The 26,169-nt window shown below is 53.7% G+C and carries 25 protein-coding genes, 1 pseudogene and 1 riboswitch; of the genes and pseudogenes, 4 read left to right on the top strand and 22 right to left on the bottom strand.

Annotation, left to right across the window (positions count from 1 at the left end; translation table 11 throughout):
* Positions 1 to 155: 155 nt before the first annotated feature.
* The 3 genes from KJW29_RS13025 to KJW29_RS13035 form a co-directional block, all read right to left on the bottom strand.
* Positions 156 to 848 (bottom strand): helix-turn-helix transcriptional regulator, encoded by a 693-nt coding sequence (locus KJW29_RS13025; RefSeq protein WP_246608706.1) that lies wholly within the window; start codon positions 846 to 848, stop codon positions 156 to 158.
* Positions 849 to 886: 38 nt separating this feature from the next.
* Positions 887 to 1,309 (bottom strand): DUF86 domain-containing protein, encoded by a 423-nt coding sequence (locus tag KJW29_RS13030; protein ID WP_214630078.1) that lies wholly within the window; start codon positions 1,307 to 1,309, stop codon positions 887 to 889.
* Between the two features lie 136 nt (positions 1,310 to 1,445).
* The gene (locus KJW29_RS13035) at positions 1,446 to 1,739 is read right to left on the bottom strand and encodes a Dabb family protein (protein WP_087567240.1); all 294 of its coding nucleotides are present in this window, start codon (positions 1,737 to 1,739) and stop codon (positions 1,446 to 1,448) included.
* Between the two features lie 132 nt (positions 1,740 to 1,871).
* Between KJW29_RS13035 and KJW29_RS13040 the strand changes: the two genes are divergently transcribed.
* On the top strand, positions 1,872 to 2,129 hold the full coding sequence (locus KJW29_RS13040) for a hypothetical protein (RefSeq protein ID WP_214630079.1): 258 nt from the start codon (positions 1,872 to 1,874) through the stop codon (positions 2,127 to 2,129).
* A gap of 217 nt (positions 2,130 to 2,346) precedes the next feature.
* Here KJW29_RS13040 and KJW29_RS13045 read toward each other — a convergent pair whose 3' ends face one another.
* The 6 genes from KJW29_RS13045 to queC form a co-directional block, all read right to left on the bottom strand.
* Positions 2,347 to 2,742 carry a phage holin family protein gene (locus tag KJW29_RS13045; RefSeq protein ID WP_214630080.1) on the bottom strand — a complete coding sequence of 132 codons (396 nt, stop codon included), beginning with the start codon at positions 2,740 to 2,742 and terminating at the stop codon, positions 2,347 to 2,349.
* 155 nt (positions 2,743 to 2,897) lie between these two features.
* Positions 2,898 to 3,455, bottom strand: a complete 558-nt coding sequence (locus KJW29_RS13050) for an SLOG family protein (RefSeq protein ID WP_214630081.1) — start codon at positions 3,453 to 3,455, stop codon at positions 2,898 to 2,900.
* A 3-nt stretch (positions 3,456 to 3,458) separates the two neighbouring features.
* Complete coding sequence (queF, locus tag KJW29_RS13055) at positions 3,459 to 3,956, bottom strand: preQ(1) synthase (RefSeq protein ID WP_087567244.1); 498 nt, start codon at positions 3,954 to 3,956, stop codon at positions 3,459 to 3,461.
* A gap of 248 nt (positions 3,957 to 4,204) precedes the next feature.
* Entirely contained in the window at positions 4,205 to 5,020 is an 816-nt protein-coding gene (gene queE / locus KJW29_RS13060) for a 7-carboxy-7-deazaguanine synthase QueE (RefSeq protein ID WP_214630082.1), read from the bottom strand.
* On the bottom strand, positions 5,013 to 5,459 hold the full coding sequence (locus KJW29_RS13065) for a 6-pyruvoyl trahydropterin synthase family protein (RefSeq protein ID WP_214630083.1): 447 nt from the start codon (positions 5,457 to 5,459) through the stop codon (positions 5,013 to 5,015). Before KJW29_RS13065 ends, queE begins: the two co-directional genes overlap by 8 nt.
* Entirely contained in the window at positions 5,459 to 6,127 is a 669-nt protein-coding gene (queC, locus tag KJW29_RS13070; protein WP_214630084.1) for a 7-cyano-7-deazaguanine synthase QueC, read from the bottom strand. Before queC ends, KJW29_RS13065 begins: the two co-directional genes overlap by 1 nt.
* Before the next feature lie 152 nt (positions 6,128 to 6,279).
* A riboswitch (PreQ1 riboswitch) is annotated at positions 6,280 to 6,323 on the bottom strand.
* Between the two features lie 118 nt (positions 6,324 to 6,441).
* Between queC and KJW29_RS13075 the strand changes: the two genes are divergently transcribed.
* Positions 6,442 to 6,786: a hypothetical protein gene (locus KJW29_RS13075; protein ID WP_214630085.1), complete on the top strand. Its 345-nt coding sequence runs from the start codon at positions 6,442 to 6,444 to the stop codon at positions 6,784 to 6,786.
* A 150-nt stretch (positions 6,787 to 6,936) separates the two neighbouring features.
* On the opposite strand, the pseudogene KJW29_RS13080 reads toward KJW29_RS13075, so the two are convergent.
* Positions 6,937 to 8,061 (bottom strand): annotated as a pseudogene (locus KJW29_RS13080) (RNA-guided endonuclease TnpB family protein).
* A 182-nt stretch (positions 8,062 to 8,243) separates the two neighbouring features.
* On the opposite strand from KJW29_RS13080, the gene KJW29_RS13085 reads away from it, so the two are divergent.
* Positions 8,244 to 9,158: a J domain-containing protein gene (locus tag KJW29_RS13085; RefSeq protein ID WP_214630086.1), complete on the top strand. Its 915-nt coding sequence runs from the start codon at positions 8,244 to 8,246 to the stop codon at positions 9,156 to 9,158.
* Between the two features lie 505 nt (positions 9,159 to 9,663).
* On the opposite strand, the gene KJW29_RS13090 is transcribed toward KJW29_RS13085, so the two are convergent.
* From KJW29_RS13090 to KJW29_RS13145, 12 genes are all read right to left on the bottom strand, one after another.
* The gene (locus KJW29_RS13090; protein ID WP_214630087.1) at positions 9,664 to 10,449 is read right to left on the bottom strand and encodes a LutC/YkgG family protein; all 786 of its coding nucleotides are present in this window, start codon (positions 10,447 to 10,449) and stop codon (positions 9,664 to 9,666) included.
* Positions 10,450 to 10,520: 71 nt separating this feature from the next.
* Positions 10,521 to 12,044 (bottom strand): LutB/LldF family L-lactate oxidation iron-sulfur protein, encoded by a 1,524-nt coding sequence (locus KJW29_RS13095; protein ID WP_214630088.1) that lies wholly within the window; start codon positions 12,042 to 12,044, stop codon positions 10,521 to 10,523.
* Entirely contained in the window at positions 12,041 to 12,769 is a 729-nt protein-coding gene (locus KJW29_RS13100; RefSeq protein ID WP_087567251.1) for a (Fe-S)-binding protein, read from the bottom strand. Before KJW29_RS13100 ends, KJW29_RS13095 begins: the two co-directional genes overlap by 4 nt.
* Before the next feature lie 15 nt (positions 12,770 to 12,784).
* Positions 12,785 to 13,543, bottom strand: a complete 759-nt coding sequence (locus KJW29_RS13105) for a DeoR/GlpR family DNA-binding transcription regulator (RefSeq protein ID WP_214630089.1) — start codon at positions 13,541 to 13,543, stop codon at positions 12,785 to 12,787.
* Positions 13,544 to 13,581: 38 nt separating this feature from the next.
* Positions 13,582 to 15,063, bottom strand: coding sequence for a rhamnulokinase (locus KJW29_RS13110; protein ID WP_214631117.1), 1,482 nt, complete (start codon positions 15,061 to 15,063; stop codon positions 13,582 to 13,584).
* Positions 15,063 to 16,283: an L-rhamnose isomerase gene (rhaI, locus tag KJW29_RS13115; protein ID WP_214630090.1), complete on the bottom strand. Its 1,221-nt coding sequence runs from the start codon at positions 16,281 to 16,283 to the stop codon at positions 15,063 to 15,065. The genes KJW29_RS13110 and rhaI overlap by 1 nt, the downstream gene beginning before the upstream one ends.
* A 31-nt stretch (positions 16,284 to 16,314) precedes the next feature.
* Positions 16,315 to 16,692 carry a sensory rhodopsin transducer gene (locus tag KJW29_RS13120; RefSeq protein WP_256975566.1) on the bottom strand — a complete coding sequence of 126 codons (378 nt, stop codon included), beginning with the start codon at positions 16,690 to 16,692 and terminating at the stop codon, positions 16,315 to 16,317.
* A gap of 80 nt (positions 16,693 to 16,772) precedes the next feature.
* Positions 16,773 to 18,842 carry a bifunctional aldolase/short-chain dehydrogenase gene (locus KJW29_RS13125; protein ID WP_214630092.1) on the bottom strand — a complete coding sequence of 690 codons (2,070 nt, stop codon included), beginning with the start codon at positions 18,840 to 18,842 and terminating at the stop codon, positions 16,773 to 16,775.
* A 172-nt stretch (positions 18,843 to 19,014) separates the two neighbouring features.
* Complete coding sequence (locus KJW29_RS13130) at positions 19,015 to 19,872, bottom strand: MBL fold metallo-hydrolase (protein ID WP_214630093.1); 858 nt, start codon at positions 19,870 to 19,872, stop codon at positions 19,015 to 19,017.
* Positions 19,873 to 19,887: 15 nt separating this feature from the next.
* A complete protein-coding gene (locus KJW29_RS13135) occupies positions 19,888 to 21,531 on the bottom strand; it encodes an extracellular solute-binding protein (RefSeq protein ID WP_214630094.1) in 1,644 nt (547 codons plus the stop codon).
* Between the two features lie 26 nt (positions 21,532 to 21,557).
* Positions 21,558 to 22,460 (bottom strand): carbohydrate ABC transporter permease, encoded by a 903-nt coding sequence (locus KJW29_RS13140; protein ID WP_246608707.1) that lies wholly within the window; start codon positions 22,458 to 22,460, stop codon positions 21,558 to 21,560.
* 11 nt (positions 22,461 to 22,471) lie between these two features.
* On the bottom strand, positions 22,472 to 23,419 hold the full coding sequence (locus KJW29_RS13145) for an ABC transporter permease (RefSeq protein ID WP_087567259.1): 948 nt from the start codon (positions 23,417 to 23,419) through the stop codon (positions 22,472 to 22,474).
* Positions 23,420 to 23,723: 304 nt separating this feature from the next.
* On the opposite strand from KJW29_RS13145, the gene KJW29_RS13150 reads away from it, so the two are divergent.
* The gene (locus KJW29_RS13150; protein WP_214630095.1) at positions 23,724 to 26,090 is read left to right on the top strand and encodes a helix-turn-helix transcriptional regulator; all 2,367 of its coding nucleotides are present in this window, start codon (positions 23,724 to 23,726) and stop codon (positions 26,088 to 26,090) included.
* The last annotated feature ends 79 nt before the right edge of the window (positions 26,091 to 26,169 follow it).

Raw genomic sequence — 26,169 nt, forward strand, 5'->3', positions numbered from 1 at the left:
GATAAAAATCAATGGGCTCGTTCGCCGCATGGACAATTCTTAATCCTACTTGCCGCTAAATCCCGACTGAGGGGTCGAACGAACAACAAAAAACACGACCCGCAGCAGGTCGTGCCCAATATAAGATCAAATTTTTGCGTACGTATTCGTCGATTTTACTCGCCCGAGAGGAGAGCTGCGGGGACAAATTTACCGATTGCATAGCTGCATCTATTGCCGCCCTTCGCGAGACATTCCGTGCGCTGCACATTCGCCTCCAGGAGAGAACGGAACAGCGACAGCTCGCACCGGCAAGCTTGATCATAACGTCCGGCAACATCGGAGATGGGACAATTATATTCATGAAGCATATAACCATCGCCGTCCCCGCGCTCCATCTCTGCCATGTAGCCGCCGCCGTTCTGAATCGCCGTCAGCTCGCGCACACGCTCCTCCAACGTCTTGCCTTCCATACGCGGAGCATAACGCTCCAGAAGCTTCCGCTTGCGGCCTTCGAACATACGGTTAATGAGCGGCATGGTGTCGGGATCAGACTCCAGCTCGGCGAGCAGGTCGATCGCTAGCGTATGGTAGTTACGTGGAAAATGGCGATCCGCCGCATCCGTCAGCTCGTATACATGAAGCGGACGGCCTTTAGGCTGGCGCTGCGGCACGATGCTGACACTGCCTTGGCGCTCCAGCTCGTGCATATGGCGGCGAATCGCCATCTCCGTAAGACCCAGCTCGGCTGCAAGCATCGCGGCGTTCATGCCGCCTTGCTTACGAAGCAAGTTCAGCAGCCGCCCTCGCGTAGCGCCAGCTGTGCCAACGGCCTCAACGCCGTCTCGCTCCGCCATCAGATCTGCCATGCCCTCTCCCCCTCTCCGCCCGACCGATCGATGATTGCCTATTGCAGTTCTTTCTTAAGATACGTCTCTACAGCCGATGCAAAGGTCGGCAGCAGTTCAGCCAATCTGGCCGTATACGGATGCAGCTCGCCTCGCGGCCAGCTGTAATATTCCTGTACCAGCGGGCGGCGAAGCTTTACAAGCTCCGTCAGCGTCTCGGTCATATCGGCCGGATAGGCGCCTTCCGCCCCAGTAATTTCGATGATATCCTCGTAGCTGCTGGCATCCCGCATCAGAAATCCGTCGATCAGATAACTTCCGACATCGGTTACGATTTCGATTGCCAAGTGAAGCGCACGCTCCTGCGCAAGTCCTTGCATCAGACTGCCGTTCCATCCATTAGCCAGCTCACGCAGCGCATCCGTCAATGCCGGAATGGCACCCAGCCGGACTGCGATTTGTTCCTGGTTTACATAATACATGTTATTCCCTGCTTTCGATTTACTTCTTGCTCCGCCGAGCCTTGCGTTTTAGCCAAGCAACCATAATGATGCTGCTAAAAATGATTACAAGCAAATAGGTGAATATTTCGTAAACGTCTCTCATCTCTGACATTGCTTAAGCCCTCGAGCTTTCGTAATCGACGCTGACGGATGCTTCGCGCACCCGTGACATATGCTCGATCACCTTCTTGTGTACGGGATGCACCTGATAAACCTCCAGGTCTGCCATTGAATCGAATTTCGTCACGAGGGCGATATCGTAAGAGCGTTCCGAATGAAGAACATCCACGCCAACCTCTATGTATTTAAGCTCCTCGATTTTGCCTTCCATATCGCGCAGAATCGCCACTGTACTGTCAAGGTCCGCGTTGCGATCCTTCAATTTGAAGCAAACGATGTGTGTAATCATGATACTTAGTCCTCCCTATTGTACGTATTGCCGCCTTGCCGAAGCATACGGCATGAGTTTCGTCCTTTTGTCACATAATAACCTATGAGATGACATTACGGCAATCTTTAGTTAAAGGAGCGAACGCGCATCATGCGATACAAGGTCACAATCATTGCCACTCTCATCGGACTTGCCGTCTGCGCATTCAACTATACCGGCTACGATCCTCATAATATGGTGTTTTTCATGTTCAGCGTTCCCGCTTGGTTCGCGGACATGTTCATGGACATTCACGACATCAGCGTGCTGCTGATGTACGCGCTGACCGTGCTGACGTGGGCGCTGCTCGGCTTCATTACGGATCTTATCATCGCGCGCGACAGACGAAAAAATTCCAGCACCGCCTGACTGACTAACTGACTAACTAACTGACTGTCGTCCGAGATGTCTCGCTCTGCAGGCACTCAAACGTCTGCCGAACCCTCTAATCCGAAGCGTAATAATTCTCATCGAATAATCGCGAGCCAAAAGACGCTCTCGAGCGCATCCTCGCGCAGAGCGTCTACTTGTCGCTTCTTCGAACATCCCCTTAGATCCTGACTAATTAACCAGGCCGGAATATGCGTTACTTATCCTTCTCCTTTAGGACCGCAATCATCTTGCGAATCCGTTCCGGCAGCGGCAGTCCCAGTCTGCCGTAGTTTTCGGTTACGGAGATCAGCTCATTCGCGATATAAAAAAATATAGCCGCCCCCATCGTCACATCCTCCGTGTTCATAAGCACGTCAATCCGATGGGCTAGCAGGACAACGAGGAGCGATAACCCTTTTCGCGCAAGTCCCCATGCTCCAAATGAACTACTCAACCCTTTGCCTTCTTTCAGGGAGGCCGCAATACCCGTTAAATAATCCGCTGCCATCGCAACCAAAAGAAACGTCAATGATTCCGACCAGCCTCCAAATGCGAACAATAGAATCGCCCCCATCACCCCGCATGCCGAATTAACCCAAACGAGCGGCATCCTCGCCACCTCTTTTCATCGGAGAGTTATACGATAGGATATGCCTTGCCGCAGAGTCTTGCTTGTTGACTTGTCCCTGCTGCCGCGTTCTCGAAACAATTAGGCCGCCCAAAATAAAAATAGGATTGGCACCTTCCGGCTCCAGTCCTTAACTCTTATTCCATTTCGAGGTAACTTTCATCGTCGGCCACGCTTTGAATATCCTCGGACGTCACGGCAAGGTAACGATAGCCCTCCTCCTGCATTTTCCGCAGTGCACGCTCCTTCATAAAGCGCGGACTTCCTTCGCCGGCATCTTCGTCATACACGAGAATGATGCCGTCCGACTTGCGCAGCAGAAGCTCGTCCCGAGCTTTGAACTGCCACGGCCCCTCGTAAGGCGCCTTCGACACGGCCGCGTAATAATCAACTTGCTTAAGAAGATCTCGGTAATAGGTCTGCTTCTCTTCTTTCCAATTTTCCTCTTGATTTTGGAATGCCGTCAGAATGGACAGCTTGAGCTGAGGATATTGCGGCTTGAGGTCGATCGCCGCCTCGCAGGCCCATAAATCCACACCGTACCCGCCGGGCGTGATCACCCATTCCAAGCCTTCCTCCAGCAATGGAATCAGCTTGTTCGTGATCGCTTGACGAATATAGGGGATACCCTTGTGCTTCTGGTTGAAAATGCCTAGCTCATGCGCGCGATAGCCGGTGACGAGTATAGTCTTCATACGCTAGCGGTTATCGACTTTCTCGGGATACAGGTCATGATTCATAAGACGGTAAGAAGCCATTTCTTCGAACTTGGTACCCGGACGTCCCCAATTGCAGTACGGATCGATGGAGATGCCGCCTCGCGGCGTAAACTTGCCCCAAACCTCGATATAACGCGGATCCATGAGCTTGATCAGATCATTCATAATAATGTTCATACAATCCTCGTGGAAGTCGCCGTGATTCCGAAAGCTGAACAAATACAGCTTTAGCGACTTGCTCTCAACCATCTTAACATCCGGAATGTAAGAGATGTAGATCGTCGCGAAGTCAGGCTGTCCCGTGATCGGGCATAGACTCGTAAACTCCGGACAATTAAATTTGACGAAATAATCGCGGCCGGGGTGTTTGTTATCAAACGATTCCAGCACCTCAGGCGCGTAGTGGAACGGGTACTTCGTCCCTTGATTCCCGAGCAGCGTAATGCGGTCCAATTCTTCCTTTTGCCTACCTTCCATTCTTGCACATCCTTTCGATCTATTTTTCTTTTTAAGTATTAAAGGGGTTTGTTGGTTCTTGCACTTAAATAAAATAGAGGTTCAAAAAGCCGCTTTTCAGCACCGAGAAGATTGGACGAAGCTAGAAACTGAGTATCGGAGCGTAGCGGAGCTACGTGAGAAACGGAAGTTTCGGCTGAGTTCAATATTCGACGCCGAATAATCACCTCCGAATAGGCTTCGTGATGGGAAGCGGCTTTTTGAACTACCTATACGCCTTTTTTGTTGCCATATATCCAGGTGTGGAGTTGGGGAAGTACGTGCACGCCCCGGAGCGACTCGTCCGGCATTGTCCGGCTAATCAGCCATTCATAACGCTCCACGAGATAAGGAAGCATCGCTTGCGGGTCCGTCTCAGTCAGATTGCCGTTCCCTGCTTGAAGATAGAACGGTACATCGCGGTAACGGGCATGTACCTTGCGTGCGTAATCCAAGTCGGCATCGTCAAAGATGACAACCTTGAGACAGAAACCGTTCCCGGCCTCGCTCAGCCTTTCTACAATATCATCCAGCGTGTCCCAGTTCGTCGTCATGCCGGAGCTTGGCGGCTTTGGCGACAAAGTCAGATCGTCGATGGCCTTGAACCATGGCTGCCAGCGGCTGCCCTGCGTCTCCAGAGCGACTTTGCAGCCTCGATCATGCAAGCCCTGTATCAACGCGGAGAGCTGCGGCAAAAGGGCAGGATTGCCGCCTGAGATCGTTACATGATCAAACGTGCCGCTGCCGATCTTCTCCAGCTCCTCGATAATCGCCGCTGCGGACAGCAGACGAATATCGTCCTTGCCGGAGCCGTCCCACGTGAAGGCCGAGTCGCACCAGCTGCAGCTGTAGTCGCAGCCGGCGGTGCGGACGAACATCGTTTTGCGGCCGACAACCATGCCTTCTCCCTGCACCGTCGGTCCGAACACTTCCAGCACGGGTATAGGTCTAGCAGCGCCGACCAAGCCGGATGCTGTACCGGATGCCTTTCCGGCGTTAGCCGACGCCGCCGAATCAGATCTTCTCGAACGTCGAAAATCAGTCATTGCCCTTCCCCTTCCGCTTGGGCCGATAGATACAATAACTCGTCGGAGTCTCGCGCAGGAAAACCTGCAGACATTGCGGACGGTTCGGCAGGCTGTCCAGATGCGTTTGCACAAGGTCGTGGATGACCCGCGCGACGACCTCCGTCGTCGGAAACCGATGGGATATGCCATTGTCGAAGCTGTCGGTATCTTCGTTAAGCAGGGTGTGATCGAATCGGTTGTGAATCAGTTGTTTAATAATGGCGAAATTGACAAGGAAGCCGGAATCGTCGAGTTCTTCTCCCGCGACCGTCACATTGGCGAAATACGTATGCCCATGCGTCAAGCGGCATTTGCCAGCATCGTCAGAAGGGATGTAATGCGCCGCTGCGAAATGAAAGTCCTTGTTCAGCTCGTAGCAATAATCATGCTGGACAGATGGATAAATTTGCTGCAGCATCAGCGTCCCGCCTCTCTCGAACCGCGGATTGCCAAATAATCGGCAAGCCCTTTGCGTCGCAGCTTGCAGGCCGGACATTCGCCGCAGCCATCTGCCAACATGCCATTATAACATGTGAGCGTACGTTCCCGAACGAAGTCGAAGGCGCCGAGCTCGTCGGCCAGTTCCCAAGTCTCCGCTTTATTGAGCCACATGAGCGGCGTATCGATCACGAAGCCGTAATCCATCGACAGATTCAGCGTAACGTTAAGCGACTTAATAAAGACGTCGCGGCAATCCGGATAACCGCTGAAGTCGGTCTCGCAGACGCCGGTTACAATATGCTTCGCTCCAATCCCTTTCGCGAGCACGGCTGCGAATGTCAAGAACAGCAGATTTCGGCCGTCGACGAAAGTTGTCGGGAGCTCGCCTTCCTTTTGCTCGATTGCAATGTCGTCGCGCGTCAGCGCGTTCGGCGCGAGCTGATTCAGCAGCGACATATCGAGAATATGATGTTTGACGCCAAGCGTTCCAGCAATCTCGGCGGCGCAATCCAGCTCCAGCTTATGCCTCTGGCCGTAGTCGAACGTGATTGCTTCCACTTCCGAGAACCGGCTCATCGCCCAGAACAGGCATGTCGTGCTGTCTTGCCCGCCGCTGAAAACGACGACGGCTTTTTCTAGTTTCATGTTGTTTCCACCTCTCCTGAAGTAGAAGACGGATATTCGCGACGGGACCGTACGATCCCTTATCAATAAGAAACGGCGCGTTAGACGCTCCCTCCAAGGGAGCGACGCGACGCGCCGAACACAAAAACGACGATGCCTTCGACGGGCAATCGTTTCGTTTAGTTTTTTATAGAGGGAGTTCGCGAACCTCTCCCGGCATGCTGGCGAAGGGAAATGTAACCGGACATCTTCGCGGCAGCAACCGGAGTTGCATCTTCAATTGTTCACTCGTACTATAGCACAGCGCATGCGGAATTGAAATAGGAGTGCCCCAGATGCCCTTCAAACATCGCTCCACCGTCTCGCACGTTCCGGCTGTTCCGTCTGTCTCCAGATGGAACCGCAGCGTAAGACGGCTTGTGGACGCCGCGCCCGGTATCTCCAAAATTTCGTCGGACAACTCCTTAAGCGAGGAGCTTAGCAGCAGCTCTGCCGTCGTCGTTCCTCCGTTCGCCAAGCGGCATGACAATGTCAGCTCGCGCGACAGCACGGCCATATCCAACAAATCACGCCTGCCTGTAACGTCAATTTTGCGATCCAGATTATCTAGGTCGTATAGCTCATTCTCCAGCGCTACCTTTACATTCTCAAATACGGTTGGGTCAATGACCCCCACTTAACTATCGTTTGAAGTGGGAGCTTGTAACGACCCGATCGTACAAACGTCTTGTGCGACTCCGATCTTTTGCGTTCCGAAGAACGTGGTGTTACATCCGCAGGTAAGCCTTCGCTTACCACTGGGCAGACTGACAGCTACCCTGCAAGCCTAGTCATGCTAGGCCTGCACCTTGTAGAAGGTACTCTTTTCCCTTCAGACAGAGATTCATCGCACCGATCCGGTCATCATTACTTGCATAGCCACAGGCCAGGCAATGGAATCGATGCCCCCGTTTATCCCGGTTCCCTTTTGCCGTGTGACTGCATATCGGACAGGCTTGCTAGGTGTTTTTTGGATCTACGGCAATGGTCATCGCTTTCACAAGCTGCGACTTGTACGTTACCATCTCGCGAAGCTGGCGGAACGCCCACGATACCGTCACATAGCGATGCTTACGCCTGACCTTTTCCGTTGCTCCCCGAATCCCTGTCAAATCTTCAAGTACAAACAGCGTATTCGCCCCATACCGGGTCACGAGTGCCCTGCTGACTCCATGATTAACATCGGTCATCCAGCGGTTTTCTCGTTCTCCGATTTGCTTCAGCCTGCGACGGGACGAAGGCGTTTGTTTGCGCTGCAGCTCCGAACGCAACCTTTTGTAGTTCGCTCGTTTTTGTTTGAGTTCTCTTCCTCGAAAGAATAGGGTTTTGCCATCGGTGTCATACGCCGTGGCTACAAAGTTGACGCCCAGATCAACGCCAACGACGTTTTCGATTTCCGTCAGCTCAGGAACGGCTATTTCTTTCGATACCGGAATATGCAAAAACCACTTCCGCTTTTTATACACCAGCTTGGCCGTACCGAACGTCCACGAACCGTCGAAATAAGCTTCCATTCCTTTCGCTTCGAAAGGAACCTTGATACGGCCCTGCAGCGTATTAACGGAGAACAGCCCAGCGCCTAGGTTCAGCGAGTAATCCCGGTTCCAGACAAGATCATATTCCGGCTTCTTAAAGCGTACAAGCGTCCAGGCATGGCCGTTACTCCGAAAGGCTTTGTATTTGGCAATTACGGTTTTCATCACCGATTGAGCCATTTGAGAGCGCAGGCCAAGCGTGCTGCGAAGGGGTTGATACGTCATTCGATGCAAGGCAGGCTGCCCAAGCTCTCTCTTCTCGAACACAAGAGCAGAGACAAAATCGCAGCCCTGCCGATAAGCGATCATCGTTTGTTGCAGTGCCCTCATTTGACTTTCTGACGGTTTTATTTTGAGTTTAGCCGTTATAGTCACGATCATACGTTCGCCTCCTTTCCATCCTTATTTTAGCATAGTGGGGAGAACAAGAACATACGAAATATCCTTCAGGCTAACGCCTGACGCCCAAGTTTGCCGTACGCCCCGGAAATCCGTATACTTATAAGAAGAGATACGCAAGCTCTGCTTGCCAATCATGAGAGCAGCATAATCGAGGTGACCGAGTGGAAAAGTTGGATGACTTAAAAGAAGCTTACACATTATTGGGTCTGGAGGAGTTCGCCCCCAAGGAAGAGGTCGAGAAACGTTATACGACGTTAATGCGCCGAGAGCGGTCCAGATCGCGGGCAGAGGTTGAAAGCGCCTCCCAGGGTGACGACTTCGCGAAAGTAACGGCGGCGTACAAGCTGATCCTTGCCTATGAGGACCGCAAGATCACTGACGCCTTCAACGAACAGGAATACGGCAAGTTCAAGGGAATGGCAGGCAGAGCCCAGAAGATCGATCACTTCTGGCGTTATTACAAAATTCATACGTTCGTCGCAATCGCACTAATCGCCGCAATTATTTATGGAATCAACAGCTACATCGACAAACGCGAATATCAGAAATATTTGGCCAGCCTGCCGCCGATTGATCTTAGCGTTTCGTTTTACGGCACCTTTATGGAACCGGACAACAAGGACAGCAAGGAAATGACAAATGCGGCCATGCTGAGCGCCTTTCCGGAATGGAAGCGCGTTGAATCCAACATTGTATTCGTACCGCAGGACGACATGAATCAATACGCCTACCTGCAGAAAGCCGTTGTCACATTAATGTCTGAGAAACCCGACATCTACATTATGGACCGTGCCATGTTCGAGTGGGTCGGCAGACAAGGCGCGCTGCTGGAGCTTGACGGCAAGCCCGAGATCAGCGGAGCCGGAGAGGATCGGACGAGAAAGCTGACAACGGAGGATGTACCCGAGGAACGTATCTACGGCATCGATCTCAAGGATACCAAGTTGGACAAGGACCTGCCTCTCATAAAACCGGCAGAGGATCTGATTATCGCCGTTCGCGTCAATGCCGAACGTCCTGACAAGGCTCTGGAGTTTATCGAGACTTATCTGGCTGACGGTGCGGCGCAGGAATAAGACGCAAATGATTGAATACCGCAAAGCCCCCGTCCATGCACTGGCGGGGGCTTTGCGGTGTGAACCAATAGAACGATGCCAACAACTTAAATCTGCGAAAGCAGCACCTTCGAGGGAAATAGATCGATGCCAACGACTTAACTCCGCGAAAGCAGTACCTTCAAGGCAATTAGATCGATGTGTGGTACAGCAGGAAGCCGCTGGCGGCGGCGCTGCCGACATACAGGACGGCGTGGAAGAAGGCGAGTAGCCAAGCTGCTCGTAGACAACGCCGCCAAGGACACCGCTGATCAGGCCGGCATTGCCTGCCCATGTAATGGTATATACCCGCTTGACCGGATGCACGTTGGATGTTCAAAAAATCCAGTGGTAAAACGCCACGCGAATATCGTAAAGATGAACTGCCCGCCACGGGGAGTCCTCCAGCTTCAGCGACAAGAGCCGTCCACTCCGCTTCTTAAGCGGAATGGACGGCTCTTGCATTTATCGTATTGTACATTGCATGCTACCCGACAATCAACGCGTAGACGACGCCAGGGCCGTGCACCCCGATCGTCAGGTCGTTTTCGATATCGGAGGAGCGGCTTGGCCCCGTGATGAAGTGGACGCCGGCAGGCAGCGCCTCACGGCCCGCCTCGTCTAACCCGATCAGCACCTCGCCCAGCCGCGTCTTTAGACGTTCCGCAGGGATGACGATAAAGAGCACCGTCGGCAGCAGGCTGACGGAACGCCCCTTCTCCTTCGACGACGTTACGACAACGGAGCCCGTATAGGCTACGGCATGGTCCGCCTGCACAACGCCGAAGTCTGCTTCGGCCGCGCGTGCCTTCCAAGGCTGTTGTTCGTCGCTGTTCCAAACGGACACCTGCACGTCTGGCAGAGCCTCCTCCAGCCCGAGTCCCGCCAATGTCGGATCGTCCTGGCGGACGAGAAACTTCGCGCCCATCTCCTCGGCTTTGGCCGTGATGTATGCGGAGGCTTCTTCCATGCTCCCCAGCTTCGCGACATGGCCGCCCACGGACAACCAGTTGTCCGTAAATGCAGCGACTTGCTGTTCGGTCGTCCAGTCCAGCTCTCTCCAAAAGTCGGGAGCGCCGCGATATGGATGCTTCGGAGCCGTCGTCATCCGCGGATGGCGCAGGCGCTCCGAGATATTATTCATAAATCGCTCCTGCTTCTGTCGGGACTGCTCCGCCAGGCGAGCCAGCCATTGCTCGCGGGACTCGTCGCCTTGGCTTCCGCCAGTTGGCCGGGCAGCGTCGCTCCCCGTCTGAGTCACATGTTTACTCATGTCTATGCCTCCCTTGCCGACCCGCGGCGTCGGCCACGTCAACGAAATACCCGGCCATTTTCCTGGCCTCGTCACCCATGACCGCGACCTCCTCCGCCCTTCGACTCGCGTTGTTCCCGCGCCTTCTGCTCCATACGCTCGCGCATGGCCGACGGCATCTCGCGGAGCTCCGCTTTCAGCTCTTGGTCAAGCGTAGCCCACTGGTCGCGGAACGACTTCTTCGGCAAGCTCGGCGTAACCCGATACGTATTCCAGCCTTTCAGAGGACCGAGCTTCGTACGAATGAAACCGTCGCGTACGACCAGCTTTTGGCCAAGCTTGCCCATCCGTATAAGACCGCCCATCACCTTGGAGCTGCTCATCACCGTGGCGAAGCCTTGCATGCCCATGCCCTCCAGCTTGTTGCCGTTGCCGCTCTCCACCTTGCGGCGGCGCAGGTAGACTAGCATGTCGTGCAGCGGAATTTTGACAGGGCATGCCTCGTAGCAAGCACCGCATAAGCTTGACGCATTTGCGATATCGTCCCATTCGGCGATATTTTTGTTAAGCGACGGCGTCAGCACCGCGCCGATCGGGCCGCTGTACGTGCCGCCGTAAGCATGGCCGCCGATATGGCGGTACACCGGACAAGCGTTGAGACAAGCTCCGCAGCGGATGCAATTAAGCAGCTCCTGGAACTCGGGGTCCCCAAGCTGCAGCGATCGGCCGTTGTCGACGATAATAATATGCATTTCCTCGGGTCCGTCGCCGTCGGCCGTCCGCTTCGGTCCCGTAATGCCGGACATGTACATCGTCAGCTTCTGACCCGTCGCGGAACGCGGGAGAAGCGTCGCCATCACCTCGAGATCTTCCCAGGAGGGGATGATCCGCTCCATGCCCATCAGCGTAATTTGCGTTTTCGGCACGGTTGTCACCATACGGGCGTTGCCTTCGTTCTCGAACAGCACCATGGAGCCCGTCTCCGCGATCGCGAAGTTGCAGCCGGTCATGCCGATATCGGCTTCCAGAAACTTCTCGCGCAGCTTTTTGCGCACGAAGCCGGCCAGCGCCGTCGTGTCAGGCGGAAGTTCATACCCAGCTTCCTTCGACAGTAGCTCCGCGATCTGATAACGGTTTTTATGAATAGCCGGGATGACGATATGCGAAGGCATCTCTCCGGCAAGCTGGATGATATATTCGCCCAGATCCGTTTCGATCGCTTCCACGCCGATGGATTCCAGCGCGTGGTTGAGATGAAGCTCCTCCGAAACCATGGACTTGGACTTCACGACCGATCTCGCGCCGACATGCTCCGCGATATCCAGCGTAAGCTCTACTGCTTCCTGAGCCGTATCGGCAAAATGTACATGCACGCCGTTAGCCCTTGCATTTTCGACGAACGTATTTAAATAATAGTCGAGATGAGCGATCGTATGCAGCCGAATCTGCCGTCCGCGCTCACGCCATTCCTCCCAGTTGCCATGCTCCTCGGACGCCTTCTTCTTGCCGTTCCGCAGCCGCTCCGTCGTGAATCGTACCGCCTTGCGCAGAAATTCGTCGTTCAGCGCCAGCTCGGCTCTCGCCTTGACCGTCGCTCCTGGTTTCCCTCCGCTCATGCTCCCTTCACTCCTTCGTACAGCAGCTCGGCCAGATGCATGACGCGCACCGGTTCGCCGCGATAATGCAGATTGCCCGCGATGTTCATCAGGCAAGCCATGTCGAGGCCAACCAGCACCTCGGCTTCCGTCTCCAACACATGATCGGCTTTCTCCGTCACCATCGCGCCCGAGATATCGGCCATCTTAACGGCAAAGGTGCCGCCGAAGCCGCAGCAGTCTTCCGCGAACGGAAGCGGCACAAGCTCCATGCCCCTGACGTTTTTCATCAGCTGCATCGGCTCGTCCTTCACGCCCAGGATCCGGCTGCCATGACAGGATGGATGATAGGTGACTTTGCGCGAAAAGGTTGCCCCGACGTCCGTCACGCCAAGCACCTGCACGAGAAACTGGGTAAACTCGTACGATTTTGCCCGCAGCGCCTCGGCCCGCTTAAGCATAACGGGATCGCTTTCGAACAGCTTCGTATAGTGATGCAGCATGCCCGTGCAGGAGCCGGAAGGCGAGATGACAAAGTCGCTGTCCTCGAACGCGTCGAGAATCGTACGAGCCGACTCGCGCGCTTCCTTCCAGTAGCCGCTATTGTAGGCAGGCTGCCCGCAGCAGGTCTGGACGCGGGGGAATTCCAGCGTAACGCCGTAATTCGCCAGCAGCCTGACCATCGCTTCCCCGACCCGCGGGAAGATTGCATCGCTTAAACAAGTAATAAATAGAGATACCTTCATGACTGCACCCACCTGTTAAACCGTCGTAACGGTAATTTGGCGTTCCCGAAGCTCTGCACCCAGCTCCGGGGTCAGCCCGTTATCCGTAATGATTCGATGAATTGCGCCAAGCTCGGCCACATGGGTGAACGCCTGGACGCCGAATTTGCTGGAGTCCGCGAGCAAGACGACTTCGTCGGCCATGCCAACCATCCGATGTTTGATGCGTGCTTGCAGCTCGTTGGACTCGCTGATGCCCCGGTCCAGATGAACGCCCTTGCAGGAGAGAAACACCCTGTCGACATGATAGGCGTCCAGCGAACGTTCCGCCAGCGGTCCGATATAGGACAAACTGCGGGAAGCAAGGATGCCTCCCGTCGAAATGACCTCGATCCGCTCCTTGCCCGCCAGCTCCATCGCTACCTTGATGGAATTGGTCAGCACCGTCAGCGGAATATCAGGCATGCTCTGCGCCATATACCAAGCCGTGGAGCTGGCATCCAGCAAAATCCGCTCCTTGGGGCGGATCAGGCTTACGGCTTCCTCGGCGATTCGCCGCTTTTCGTCTGCCCGGACAATCTCCCGTTCAAAATAAGGAATTTCCGGCTGCTGCTCCTTTACGCTCACTGCACCGCCATGGGAGCGGCGCAATCGGCCGGCCTGCTCCAAGCGGTCCAGATCGCGGCGGATCGTCTCCTCCGTCACCTGGCACAGCTCGCTGAGTTCCGTCACGCGAATACTGCCTCTCTCATTTACCAGCTGTACAATTAAGTCGTATCGTTCCGCAACCAGCATAGAATCCCTCTTTCCCGACCATCATCGATCACGTTATTTTAGCCCTTCAAGCCGGTAGCGGCCAAGAACCTGACATAAGCCTCTTCCCATTGCGGTCCGTCCTTGGGCTCATAGACGTCTACAGGGAAAGAATCGCCGACTACGCGTCTCGCTTCCCATATGTCGCTCAATTCGCCGTTCGTTATCCATTGTACCAGCATATTGCCGATTGCGCTTCCTTCGATTGGTCCTGCCCATACCGGCTTGCCGATCGCGTTCGCCGTCCATTCGCAGAGCAGCGTGTTCTGAATGCCGCCGCCGACCATATGCAGTCCACTATAGGTCACGCCGGACAGCTGCCCAGTCTGCTCCAGCGCATAACGGTATTTAAAGGCCAGACTCTCCAGGATGGCCCGAACGAAAGCTCCCTCGTTTTCCGGCGCCTTCTGTCCCGTCCGCTCGCAATATTCGCGAATGCGGCCAGGCATATCGCCAGGTGGCAGAAACAGCTCGTCGTCGGAATCAATGAAGCATGCGAAAGGCTCAGCAGCCGACGCCTTCGCCACCAGCTCGGGGAACGTATACTTAACGCCTGCGCGCTCCCACTCGCGTCTGCATTCCTGCAGGATCCAGAGGCCCATGATGTTTTTGAGCAGCCGGTACGTGCCGTATACGCCGCCCTCGTTCGTGAAGTTCAGCTCCAGCGCCTTCGCTCCCATAACAGGCTCGCTTACTTCGGTACCGATCAGCGACCATGTGCCGCAGCTCAGGTAGGCGAACGAGCGATCCTTCGCCGGCACCGCCGCAACGGCGGAGCCCGTGTCATGTTCGGCTACTGCGATGACCGGCACCGACTCAATGCCCAGCTCCGCGCATACCGATTCGCTAAGCCGACCGACCGGCGTGCCAGGCTGAACGACTGGACCAAACAGCGAACGGTCCGCGCCTACCGCCTTCAGCAGCTCGTCATCCCAATCGCCCGTTACCGGGTTGTACATTTGCGTCGTCGTCGCGAGCGAGAATTCATTGTGCATTTCGTCTGTAAGGAAGTAACGAAGCAGAGCCGGAATCATCAGAAAGTGTTTCGCTTCGCGCAGCAGCGGAGAACCGGCCTTCTTCATGGCCTCAAGCTGATAAAGCGTGTTGAACGTCAGAAACTGAATCCCCGATCGGTCGAAGATTGTCTCCGCCGACAGTTCGCCGATGAGACGCTCCATCACTCCATCGGTCTGTGAATCCCGATAATGGACGGGATTGCCCAGCAGCTCGTTGCCGGGACCGCCCAGCAGGCCGAAGTCAACGCCCCAAGTATCGATGGCGATGCTGCTCAGCTTGATGCCGCGATGTTTCGCTTTCAGCAAGCTTTGTTTCAGCTCATGAAGCAAGCGAAGAATATCCCAATGCAGCCGTCCGCCTGCCTGCACAGGGTCGTTCGGGAAGCGATGCAGCTCTTCGAGAACGATTTTGCCGTCTTCGAGCCGACCCAGCATGGCTCTGCCGCTGCTGGCGCCGAGATCGAAAGCCAGTACATGCTTCTGCATCACCAGCTCGCACCGCCCTTGCCTCTAACGGCAATGTCTTTCCCGTAGCTGGAGGCCAGGTAATCGCCCATGGGATCAACGGACAAACCTTGCTCTTCGCGGTACGACCGCAGCAGCGGAGCAACGTCGAATTCGAATGCGCTGCGCACCGCATGTTCGGCAGCCAGCACGTCGCCGCGGTTTGCTGCCGCTTCGACTTCCTCGTGATTAACAAGCAGCGCTTTCGCGAATTGCGTTTGCACATTAAGCACGGAACGCAGCATCGCTGGAATTTTCGCTTCGATATTATGCGACTGGTCGATCATGTACGCAATATTGTTCACGCAGGATTGGATCGCCTCGTCGCGGTCGCTCGCCGCGCTCAGGATTTGATAGAAGATCAGGAACAGCTCGTATGGATTGACGGTACCTACGATAAGATCGTCATCCGCGTATTTGCGGCTGTTGAAGTGGAAACCTCCGAGACGTTTTTCGTCGATCAGATAAGCGACGATATGCTCGATGTTGGCGCCCTGCAGATGGTGGCCCGTATCTACGAGCACTTCGGCCTGCGGTCCCAGCTTTTGCGCCAAGTTGTACGCCATGCCCCAATCCGCGAGATCCGTATGATAAAACGCCGGCTCGAAGCATTTGTATTCGATCAGCATGCGCATGTTTGGCGCAAGCGCTTTATACATTTCGCCCAGCGATTCCTGCATCCATGCTTTACGTTTGCGAATGTTGCCTTGTCCCGGGTAATTCGTGCCGTCCGCGAACCACAGGCTGATATCGCGCGAGCCCGTCTCCTTTGCGATATCGACGCATTCCAGCAGATGATCCGTCGCCTTGCGGCGAATGGCGGCATCCGCATTTGTCACGCTGCCCAGCATGTAATCGTCTTCTTGGAACAGGTTCGGATTGATCGCGCCAATCGCGAGACCCAAACTCTCCGCGTGGCTTCTCAGCTTGGCGTAATCTTCCACTTTGTCCCAAGGAATATGGATCGCAACAGACGGCGCAAGGCCAGTCAGCTTGTGCACCTGAGCCGCATCCTCGAACTTCTCGAACGGATTGCGCGGCACGCCTTCCTTCTGGAACACCTTAAAGCGCGTACCGGAATCGCCATAGCCCCAGGACGGAGTTTCGATGCTAAGTCCTTTCAGTTTCGCTTTCACTTCGTTTAAATTAATGCCTCTTGCCCCTTGCTGCTCCTCGAACAGCGAATACGCGCGATCTGTCATGTTACGGCACCCTCTCTATAATTGAATGGTATTATTTCGATTTCAGCGGAAACGCCATTGTCGACATCAGCGCATTCTCCGCTTGCGTGGAATCCAGTCTGCTGTACTGCACAATAACGGGAATATCGCTTTTTACCTCGATCGCATAAGGCACGCCCACCGGAATGCCTGCGCCGTTTTTCTGAAGGGAGGAAGTGCGGATATGCTTCGTGCGCCTCGCCGGCACAACATGCAGCATGTCCTCCATCGGTTCCCTATCCTCGAAAAAGATCGTAAATCGCAGCAGCGCCTCTTCGGAAGACGTATTAAGGACGCAAACGGATTCATGACTGGTCAAGCTGCCCGAGCTGTCCGGCGGAATAAATCCGTCCGGAATGATCCAATGTTTCTCTCCTCTGGCCTGGAACAAACCGATCATCCCCTTTTAGGCGATAGGTCCGCCTGGCGTCCTTTAAACGTGGATGCAGGCGGACCACTTGGGCCCGAATATTATCTAGTAAACGCCGCCGGCACGCCGCCGTCAATCGTCAGCATGCAGCCCGTCGTTTTGTCTGCTTTCGACGAAGCGAAGAAGGCAATGCCCTCCGCGATATCGCGCGGATAAATATTAACGAGCAGCGTCGTACGTTTGCGGTAGTACTCCTCCAGTTGATCCGGCTCGATGCCGTAAGCGGCTGCCCGCTCGTTGCGCCAGCTGCCGTTCCAGATCGCGGAGCCTTGCAGAATCGCGTCCGGCAGAACCGTGTTGACGCGAATGCCGAACTCGCCGCCTTCTGCCGCGATGCAACGGGCAAGATGCGCTTCCAGCGCTTTCGCCGCGCTGTATGCCGATGCGTTTTTGCCTGCGTATACCGAGTTTTTGGATCCGATAAACACCATGTTGCCGCCAATGCCTTGCGTCTTCATCAATTTGAACGCCTCGCGCGCAACCAGGAAGTAACCTGTGCCGAGCACGTTCATGTTCAGGTTCCATTCCTTCAGGGAAGTCTGGTCGAACGGGCTGGAAGTCGCCAGACCCGCATTGTTGACGATAATGTCAACGCCGCCGTATGCGATCGCCGTCTCGGCATAAGCCGCCGCCACCTGTTCCTCGCTCGTCACGTCCATTTTTACCGCAATCGCGCGGTTTTCGCCGTACTTCTCATTAATTTCGCCGGCAACCTTCTGGGCACCTTCCAGGTTCAGGTCAGCCAGTACGACATGGGCGCCTTCGGATACGAGTCTGCGCGCCGTCTCGCTGCCGATGCCGCCGGCTCCACCCGTAATGAAAGCAACCTTGCGGGAGAATTCCGCTTCTGCGGGAGCAAGCGACAGCTTGTACAGCTCAAGCGGCCAGTACTCTACATTGTAGGACTCGTTCTCGCTTAGGGAAACGAAGTTGCCCAGCGCCGTTGCGCCCCGCATAACAGCGATGGCACGGTGATACAACGCGCCGCTGACTTGGGACATCGCCCAGCTCTTGCCTGTGTTGATCATGCCGATACCAGGAATAAGAATGACGCGTGGAGCCGCTTCGAACATGACGTCGCCTTCATGTTTGTTACGCTCGAAATATTGCGAGTACTGCTCCTTGTAAGCCGCGATTCCTTCGGCAAGCTTCGCTTTCAAGCCTTCGACATCGTCCGCGTTCGGCGCCCAGTCGATAAAGAGCGGAACGACCTTCGTATGAACAAGATGGTCCGGGCAAGCCGCGCCGACTTGCGATAATGCTGCGGAATCCGAGCCGTTTACGAAGGAAAGCACGTCGTCCGCGTCGTCGAAGGACAAAATCATCTTTTTGACGTCGCTGACGGCGCCGCGAACGGTTGGCATCACTGCCGCGACGATCGACTTGCGAACATCGGCCGGCAGCGATTCGTAACGCGCTCCGCCGAACAGCTTCGCTTCGTTGACGCGCGCCTCGATAAACGCTTCCGCTTCATTGATAATGCGAATGGTTTGCGCGTAAGCAGCCTCGGACGTTTCTCCCCAAGTAACCAGACCGTGTTTCTCCATGATGACAAGCTCGGCGTTAGGATTGTTAAGGACGCCTTCCGCTATCATCTTAGACAGCGTGAAGCCAGGACGTACATAAGGAACCCATACGAAACGGTTGCCGAAAATCTCTTCCGCCAGCTGGCGGCCGTTATCCGCGCATGCCAGGCTGATAATCGCGTCGGGATGCGTATGGTCAACGTGTTTAAAAGGAAGGAACGCATGCAGCAATGTTTCGATGGAAGCACGCGGATGTTTGGCATCGATCATGCAGTTCGCCAGGTAAGCCACCATATCCTCATCGGACATCTCGCCGCGCTCGAACAGCGGACGAATGTCGTCCATGCGCAGACCGGTGAAATTGCCCGCTTTCATCGTAGCCAGGTCGGAACCGCTTCCTTTTACGTACATGACTTCGACGTCGCGTCCGCGGAAGTCCTTCTCCATCGTTTTGGTCGATGTATTGCCGCCGCCGAAGTTGCACACTCTGCGGTCCGTGCCGATCAGGTTGGAGCGGTATACCAGCTCGTTCAATCCCCCGTTAAGCTCTGCTGCTTTCGAAGATTCCCATAATGATTGCACCATGTTTGCTTTTACCTCCAAGTAATTTTTGTTTTTATTTGTTTTTGATTGGTTCCAGTATATCATCTTTGTTTTTGTTTGAATACAATTATTTTCGGAAGAAAACAAAGATGATCCAAAACAAAAAAACGCTCCCATTCCTCTATCGAGAAGATGGAAGCGTCTGTCGTTCCGGTTAAATCCGCAGCCCGTCGTAAGCGACTGTAATCCGGCAAGGGAAATGCTGCGCGGCGAACCATTCCACAAGCTCCGCGTGGGTTGAGGTGAAATGGTTAATATGCGTCAAATAAATATGCGTGCCTTCGTGCAACGTTCCTTGCTCCAGCAATTGGCGAAATAGTCCCATGCAACTGGGAGCATCCAGATGCCCGCCGGGATGCGGCCCGCGTCCGGGGGTCAGACCGAAGGTGCATTCGCTGATGAGTACATCCAGAGCCGCATTTTCCAGCGCCCGGAAGGTCTCAGGCAAGTACCAGCCCGTATCCACTCCGTAATAGAGCTTTCTTCCATCTTGCCATCGGAGCAAATAATTGGCGCAATCTTCGCCCATATTGCCTCTGTGATTGCCGCGGAGCGGTGTAACTTCCATGCCGTCCACTACCGCCGTCCGGTTAAATTCCAGCTTGTGAAAAGCAATGACGCCCTGCTCTTCCAAGCGAGTAGTCATGCCCTTCATAATAGGTTGGCTTTGGCGATAAAAGTCGGCGATGTCATACGCGCGATCGGTCAAATAAATATGAAGCGGCTCCTTATGTCTTTCAATCGCCATGTTGCGGACATTCATCATCATATAGTTGAAGTGATCCTCGTGCGTATGACTGACCAGCACATGCGCAAGCTCCGTGAAATCGCCGTAATCAATGGCTTGCTGGAAGGAGTCGGCGCCCAGATCAAGAGAAATCCGTTCGTTCACTCGGAAGGTGGAGCGGCGGCGCACCTCGGCGCCGCCAGTTTGCCGGGCGTTCCGGCACACGGAGCAGGAGCAGAACGGGTTAGGGATGCCTTCCGCCGCGCTTGTACCGTAAAATCTCATGGTGTTCCCGCCCCCTTACTGATTCCAGCGGTCGTATGCCGCCTGGTAGATAGCCAAATATTCATCCAGCTTCATGTTGTTCAAAGTGCTTACGAATTTATCCCATTCTCCGATCGGTCTCGATCCGGTTACAAATTTGACAACCTGCTCGTCCGTATACGCTTCGAGATCTGTCGCGATCGTACCGAGTTTGATGTTCTCCTCTTCTGTGAAGCTGGGATTCATCAAGTTCTCGTCCGGTACGAGGTATGGACGGATAATATCCTTGTTCGCGATCATCTCCGGCAATACGGCCGCGCTCTGATCGACCTTCTGCGTCACGCGCTGCGTAATTTGGCCGCCTTGAAAAATCGTATATTCCGACAAGGCCTCATCGACCGTCAATCCGTTCGGATTGTTGGCGAATTCGTCCTTAAGCTTGTAGAATCCGTCAGCGTCGATCGTATACGTGACATCCTTGATCCCGAGTCTGGCGAGCGCCGTGCCCTCTTCGCTCAAGAAGTGGTCGGCCCACCGAAGCGTAGCCTCCGGATTCGGATTTTTGTTCGTAATGACGAAGGAGCCCACTTCGCGTACTTTAGGATTGACTCCAACCCAATAGATGTCTCCGTCGGTTGCGCGCAATACCGGATTCTGCACATAATTGGCGCGATTATTGCCAAGCCACAGATTATTGTTGCCGCGAGCGACGAAGCCGACCCGATCCTCATCCACCTTGGAAACCACCTTGTTCATATCCTGAGAGAATATTTCCTTGTCGATCAGGCCTTCCGTCCACAGCTTATTGAAGAAAACAATGATTTCTTTAAATTTATCGTCCGTCGCGATGTAGCGGATCTTGCCTTCCCCGTCCACGTCCATATAAGGAGCGATGATGCCTGAATTACCTCCGTAACCCCAGCTTCCATAGAACGTGCGGATCAACTCGTTGCCGCTGCTCTTGGTTTCTTTGTATCCTGTGAAAGGCACCTCGTCTGCCTGTTGATTGCCGTTCGGGTCCTTTTCCTTGAATGCTTTCAGCACCTCATAAAATTCGTCCATTGTCGAAGGCATCTCGAGGCCGAGCTTTTCCAGCCACTTCTGGTTGATCCAGGAGGAGGATATTCGTCCGTCGGCTTCGCTAATATTCGGAAGGGAATAGATGTGGCCGTCCGCGGCCGTAATCGCCTTCCGAATGCCCTCGTCTTCTTCCATCAATGCGGAGAGATTCGGCGCGTACCCTGCTTCGATCAATTCGTCCAGCGCGATGATCTGCCCAGTGGCCGCGTAAGACGTCAGCAATTGGGAGGACAAATTCGCGCGCATCACGAAATCCGGCAGATCATTCGAAGCGAACAGCAGGTTTCTGCGCTCCTCGAAGGAGTTTTGCGGCACGCTGTCCCATTCGATCATGACGTTGGACAGCTCCTCGTAATGTTTCATGCCTTTATGTTCGTTCCAGTCCTTTACGAGCTCGTATTTGGATACAAGTCCCTTTAACTGCACCGGTTCATTGGCGATCGGGAAGCCGGTCTTGTTGATATTATCCTTCGACTCGGCTGCCGCACCTTGTCCTGCAGGCTCCGATGGACCATCGTTGTTGTTGGATGCGCAGCCCGTCATGGCGAGCAGTGATACGACTTGAACGGCCGCTGCGGCCGCAACCCATTTTTTTCTCATGATTACATTCATCTCCCGTATAAGTTTTAGCCTTTCAAAGCGCCGATCATCATGCCTTTAACAAAATACTTTTGCAGAAATGGATATAGCGCGAGCACAGGTATGCTGGACACGATAATAACGGCATATTTGACGCTTTCCGCGACCAGGAATTTGCTGGTGTCCATCTCGATGGAGTCCATCATAATATTATCGGACTGATTCATAACCAGAATCTCCCTTAAAAATAATTGCAAAGGATACAACTCGCGATCTTTCAAATAGATCATCGCTTCAAAGTACGAATTCCAATGGAAAACGGCGTAAAATAATACCAGAACGGCGATGATCGGCGCGCTAAGCGGCAGCACGATCGCGAAAAACGAGCGAATGTTCCCGCTGCCGTCAATATAAGCCGATTCATAAATCTGTTCGTCGATCGTCGTCTCCAGGAAGGTCCGGGCTACGATCATATTGTATACATTAATAGCCGTGGGCAATATAATCGCCCAAATCGAATTGTACAGCCCCAAATTTTTGACAAGCAGATACATGGGCACAAGACCGCCGCTGAAAAACATCGTAATCGTAAAAAAGATCATGCACAATCTTCGGAACGGGAAGTTCTTGCGCGCCAGCGGATAGGCGCCCATCATCGTCAGCGATATATTGACGACCGTCCCGATGATCGTATACATAAGCGTATTGCGATAACCGACCCAGATCTCCGGATTGGCGAATACCCGCTGGTACGCTTCTACATTAAACCCTTGCGGAATCAGCCCTATCTTGCCGGAAATGACCAGCGCAGGATCGCTGAAGGACGCGCTGACCACATAAAGCAACGGATAGAGAATGATCAGGACGAACCCCGCGATGAGAATATAAGTGATGAACAAAAAGATTTTATCGCCCTTAGACTCGCGAATTTTATAGGACACGGCCTGCATAATGATCCCTCCTAGAACAGGCTGCTGCTACTGTATCGTTTGGCTAGCCGGTTGGCTACCAGCAGCAAAGCAATGTTGATGGCGTTGTTGAACAGTCCGACAGCCGTCGAAAAGCCGTAATCCATGTTTATAAGCCCCATTTTGTAAGCATAGGTCGATATAACCTCGGATGCTTCCACATTAAGACTGTTCTGCATCAATAGAATGCGTTCGTAGCTGAGCGACATCATTTTCCCCATCTGCAAGATGAATTGGATGATGATCGTCGGCAGCAAACAAGGCAAGTTGACATGCAGGATCCGCTTTAGCCGGCTCGCGCCGTCAATTTGCGCTGACTCATGCAGCTGAGGGTCCACGCCGGATAGCGCCGCGATGAAAATAATGGAATTCCATCCACAGTTGCGCCATATATCCGTTCCGACATAGACGCTCGAAAAGTACTTCGAATCCGTCAGGAAAGGAATCGGTCCCAGCCCAAAGTAATCCAAAATGTGATTGATGTATCCGCTCTCTCCGCCCAGGAACAAATTGATGATCCCGACGTATACGACCGTCGAAATAAAATAAGGCGCATAAGTGATCGTCTGGAACGTTTTCTTAATGCGCTCCCGTCTCATTTCGTTAAACATTAAAGCCAGGATGATGGGGATCGGAAAACTGATCAGCGTCTTCATTAAATTAATGACGAGCGTATTATTGAGAATGCGGGCGAACTGGAACGAATCAAAAAGCCTCTGAAAATTGTCGACGCCAATCCATGGACTGCCGGTTATGCCGTCTATCGGATTAAAACGCTTAAACGCTAATTGCACGCCATACATAGGGCCATAGCAGAAGACCAGGAAATAGACAATAACCGGAATAATGAAAATTAGATAATCCCAGTTGCTGCGCATTCCGAATCTCCGCTTGCGCATCCCGTCAATGGATACGGGCGCGGCCGCGGATCGAGCACGCATCGGGCAAACCTCCTTACGAAATTCTCGAGTGGAAACCAATCTGGCCAGATTCGGTCCTCAGCTATCCTTAGTCGGAACAGCGTCGTCTCACAAGCTCGATCATAAGAGAAGACAACCGCTCCCGCAACGATAGATAATTGCTCCTCACAGCAAAAATTGATATTTGGCGCGCTTTACGCACCCTGCAATTTTCGCAGCGACCCGTCATTTTTTGCAATTGTCTTCATAAGGATTGATTACTCGCGGCAAAGTTCGTATAGTTGTTAAATACAAAATTTCAATTATGCATCGGGATGTGAGCAAGATGTTGAGCGCTTTTCGCTCCAAGCTGTTCAGACAATATTTGCGCAGATATTTATTGATTTTGGGCGTGTCAGGCACACTGCTCCTCACCACCAATATTATTTCGTTGACGAATGCTTACAGTCGGTTAACCGACAATGCGCATCGCTTTATGGCACACGCCACGGAGCTGCTGGACAACCGAATTCTCGAGCTGCAGCAACTGACCTTGTTCATTTCCCGAGATTCCGATCTTCTGCCTTATCGGTTGCAAGAACAATTCGAACACCCCTATTTGATTTCCGACGAGCTTTCCAAATTAAAGGCGCCTTCCATCGATCTTGATTCGATCGGCCTATTCTATCGGAATACGTTGCACCCCTCGCTCGCGAATACGGTCTTTACCGACACGGGCATGTATTCGCCGGAAAGTTATATCAAACTGATTGCCGACGACAAAATTTCGACGGCCGGCTTCCGCGGCATGCTGGAACAATTGAAAGCGCCGGTACTGCTTTCGTCATTATCGAACGAAAGCAATCAAGGCGATCGCGATCAGGTGCTGCTGTTCCTCGTTCCGCTTGACGGCACGCCTTACTCCAGCGGCGTCATGGTTTACAAGCTCAACTATCCGGCCTTGCTGCAAAATTTCAAGCAGATCATCGATAGCAGAAGCAATCTGATCGTATTTGACCGTCAAGGAACCCCCATTGTTTATCTTGCGGACGATCCCAAGCTGGAATATGCGAGTCTGGCAAGGGCTCAGGAGCAAGGAGTTCGGCTTCCCGGCTATCTCCTGCTGCAAGAAACTTCCGCCAAACAAGAATTCCAGGTCGTCAGCGGCATTCGGCACAGCCTATACTATCACGAATATTATGTTTCTCTTGCCATTTCGATCTCTATTATTCTATTATCCATCGTGCTTGGGACGGCGCTCAGCTTCCGTTCGGCCCGCAAAAGCTACGAGCCGATTCAGGAGCTTTCAAGCAGCTTTGCCGACTTGGAGCCCGCTAAGCTGAAAGTAGAAGGGGGCAAAGACGAATTAGCCCGATTATCCGAATACATTCGTCAGATTCGGGACGAAAGCGTAAACATGTCCAATATGATGAACAATCAAGAGGTTCTAAGCCGAAATCAGCTATTGCAGGCTTTGCTTATGGGCAAGCTGAATGTGGATAACACCAGCGAGGCGAATCAGCACGCGCTGAGGAAATATTTTGGCGAAAGCGCGGGCTGCAACGTGCTGGTGTTCCTGTTCGACGAATTTAATGCCAAAGTCGGCAAAGAGCCCCTGAGCGAGCAGTGGCTGTTAAAGTACGTCATCGGCAATGCCTTCGAGAACCTGACTGGCGACCATGGCGTCCATTTCGCCCTCGATTTGGCCGTGGACAAAGGCATAGTCGGCATCGTCGCCTGGCATCGGGAGAACGCGGGAGAATGGGAAGAGCGCAGCCGGGCATTCGCAGCCCAAATCGGCGCGTTCATGCAAAGACATTTCTCTTTGTCGCTCTCCTGCTTCGTCGGCGAGCTCCAGCCCGCGAGCGAACTTCATCAATCATTCAGCTCCGCCCTGGCGTTGGCCGAATTCCGAATTTTCTCGGGGAAACAAGCGATTATTACCCCAACGGAAATCGATCGTCAGAGAGCAGACCAAACAGAAAACGATAAACGCCATATTTTGAGCTTTGTTGCCGAGCTCAATGCAGCCGTCTCGTCACGGCAGCCGGACAAGCTGGTAGAGATCATGCGGGAACTGGAAGCTCGCTTCCTGTGGCTCGAGGACCCTACAGCGTTCCGAAGCACCTATTTGCAGATGGTATTCAGCTTGAATCAATTCGTCAATAACATCCCGCTAGCCCATCGCGAAGCGATCAAATACAAGCTGGATGGTCTGGCCGAGGCGGAAGTGGAAACAATAGAAGAAGCCTGCGCCAATCTCATGGACGCGGCGCACTGCATTCAGGGCAGCTTGGGCGAGGAGTCGGGCGAAGACCGGTTGTATGGTTCCATGCTTGAGTTCGTGGCGACTCATTACATCGACTGTAACTTGAGTTTATCGATGGTGGCGGAGAAGCTGTCGTTGACTCCTTCCTATGTAACGCGTTATTTCAAGACGAAGAATGGACTGCCGCTCATGCAATACGTGTCCAAAGTTCGCATCGACAAAGCGAAGGAGCTCCTGGAGACCGGCAGCCTCACGATCAAAGAAGTCGTAGAACGGGTCGGGTTCGTAGACGAAAACAACTTTTCACGCGCGTTCCGCAAACGCGAAGGCGTCTCGCCGACTAAATTCCGGTCGATGCGGCAGATATCAGGAATCGCGACGGCGGATGCGGCGGATGCGGCAACTTCGGTTCCCGGCTCAACCAATCCCTACCCGAAACATTGACACCCGGGAATGTTACGGATAAAATAGGTCGCGTCAACTAGGGCGTGTCTGAATACTCCGAGGGGAGCAGATTTTGCCG

Origin of the sequence: Paenibacillus agaridevorans (assembly GCF_018604145.1) — a bacterium.
GTDB classification, from domain to species: Bacteria; Bacillota; Bacilli; order Paenibacillales; family Paenibacillaceae; genus Pristimantibacillus; species Pristimantibacillus agaridevorans.